Below are 2,049 nucleotides of genomic sequence, written 5' to 3' on the forward strand. Positions count from 1 at the left end.
TCGACCCCCGTCGCCGGGACGTCCGCAGCCGCGCAGAAGACGGTCCAGGTCGCCTTGAGCAAACGTGGCGTGCCGTATGTGTGGGGTGCCACAGGTCCGAATTCGTTCGACTGTTCCGGGCTCATGCAATACGCCGCGGCCCAGGCGGGTGTGAAGATCCCACGCGTGGCCGCCGACCAGTATCAAGGGCTGCCGAAGGTCAATCCGGCCGATATCCGCGCCGGCGACCTGATCTTCCCCGACGCCCAATTCAACAACGGGAATCCTGGTCACGTCATGATGTACATCGGAAACGGCCAATGTGTCGAGGCCCCGCGTACCGGTGATGTCGTGAAAGTGGTCAATCTGCCGCGTGGTTATCACGCCAGCCGCCCCCCGTACCCGTGACGTCGTGAAAGCGGTCGATCTGCCGCGTGGTTATCACGCCACCTGCTGGTCTTGATAGTCGATCGCCGACCTCATCGCCGGCTCAGTAGCCGACGTAATGCCCGCCTTGGTGCATTGCCTGGATGCCCGGCACATTGCCGACCGAACCGTAGCGGTCGATGGCGTACCGCACGCCCGCGATGATGTTGTCGACCGGATTCCAGATATCGCGGTGGCCGGGCAGCGCGTAGGAGTTGAAGGTGGGGTCGATGGTCTGCATCAGGCCCTTGGATGGAGTTCCCTTGACGGCGTTGCTGTCCCAGAGATTGATCGCATTCGGATCGCCCGCCGATTCGTGCTGGATGATCGCGGCGATATCGGCGGGATTGATGTATCGGGTGTCGTAGCCATTGGCGGCCAGGATGCGCAGGGCGTCGTTGATCCACTGCCCCTGCCGACCGGACGGGCGCGTGCGCGGCGGACGTGCACTGGATACGCCGGTGCCCGGCTGGGCCCGGCGCGCCGGCTGCCGAGTCGGGCGCGCGTTCCGCAGGAACCGGTCGGCAAGTGCGGCAACCTTATCCGCGGTGATCGTCGCCGCGGCCTGTCCCTGTCCGAGCGCGGTGCCCGCGCGATGTAAGGCATTGTTGAGTGTGGTGATCAGCATTTGCCGGCCTGCGGTGGTATCCGCGACACCGCCGAGTGCGGTCATGGCCGTATTCACCTCGGCGATAATGCCATCGATGGCCGCCCGGCCCTGGATAGTGCTATCGGCGGCGCCACCCAGCAGGCGGCCGAGTTCGGCGTTCAACGACTGCGTCGATTGCGCGCGGCGTCCGGTGTCGAGATTGTTGGCCGCGTACTGTGATCCCGATTCGCCGGGCCATGCAGTCGGTTGTCCAGAGCCGAGCGCGGGCGGTGCGTACGGCTGACCGGTATCGGCGGTGGGGTTGGCCCTGCCGTACTGGGCGGCAATGGATGCCAGCGCCCCGAGCGCCGCCGCCGCGTACGGTGCGCTGGAGCCGAATCCGGCGAGTGCGTCGGGGCGGGCGATGGCAGGCGATCCGGTTGCCGCGGTGGCGGATTCGGCGATCGGTGCGGTCGTCGGGCCGCGCGCGCCCGCGGTGGTGGCAGGCTGCTGTGCGAGCGCAGCCGGTGTTCCGGTCGGTGCTCGCGGCGGACTGCGTCGCGTCGCGTTTCGGCGTGGTGCCGATGTCGTTGTGCCGGGCCGGGTCTCGTGCGCGTCATCGAGGCTCGGATCCGGTGTATCCCGCTGCGGCGGTGGCATCAGTAGCCCACATACGGTCTGCCGGCGCGTACCGCCTTGACGCCAGGCACATTGCTGACCGAGCCGTATCGGCTTATCGAGTAGCGGACCCCGGCGACAATATTGTCGACCGGGTTGTAAATGTTCCTGTATCCGGGCGCGGCGTACTGTTTGAAGGTCGGGCCGATGGTCTGCATGAGCCCGATCGATGGTGTACCCGCGGCGGCGTTGCTGTCGTAGTTGTTGATGGCATTGGGATTGCCGCCCGATTCGTGCTGGATGATGATCGCGATGGCCTGCGGATCGATCGTGCTGATGTTGTAGCCCAACTGCTGCAGCACCTGCAGTGCCTGCTTGATCCAGTCACCGACCGTGCCGCCGGGCATCTGGCCGCCGGGCATCTGGCTGCTGATGCC

At 66.3% G+C, this 2,049-nt stretch carries 3 protein-coding genes; 1 reads left to right on the top strand and 2 read right to left on the bottom strand.

What is annotated here, in order from left to right; genetic code table 11:
* The coding region (locus tag AB0J29_RS37135) for a C40 family peptidase (protein WP_364796046.1) at nucleotides 1–387 on the top strand (387 nt) is incomplete at its 5' end.
* A gap of 82 nt (nucleotides 388–469) precedes the next feature.
* Here the strand turns inward: AB0J29_RS37135 and AB0J29_RS37140 are convergent.
* Together AB0J29_RS37140 and AB0J29_RS37145 are read right to left on the bottom strand one after the other, a co-directional pair.
* The gene (locus AB0J29_RS37140; protein WP_364796048.1) at nucleotides 470–1,654 is read right to left on the bottom strand and encodes a transglycosylase SLT domain-containing protein; all 1,185 of its coding nucleotides are present in this window, start codon (nucleotides 1,652–1,654) and stop codon (nucleotides 470–472) included.
* On the bottom strand, nucleotides 1,654–2,049 hold a 396-nt coding region (locus tag AB0J29_RS37145; RefSeq protein WP_364796050.1), incomplete at its 5' end, for a transglycosylase SLT domain-containing protein. The genes AB0J29_RS37140 and AB0J29_RS37145, both read right to left, overlap by 1 nt.

The sequence above is a fragment of the Nocardia sp. NPDC049707 genome (assembly GCF_040674855.1).
GTDB lineage: Bacteria > Actinomycetota > Actinomycetes > Mycobacteriales > Mycobacteriaceae > Nocardia.

Bases quoted from the DNA above. Each gene is read 5' to 3' on its own strand.
- AB0J29_RS37140 (WP_364796048.1), bottom strand. From the start codon at position 1,654: ATGCCACCGCCGCAGCGGGATACACCGGATCCGAGCCTCGATGACGCG.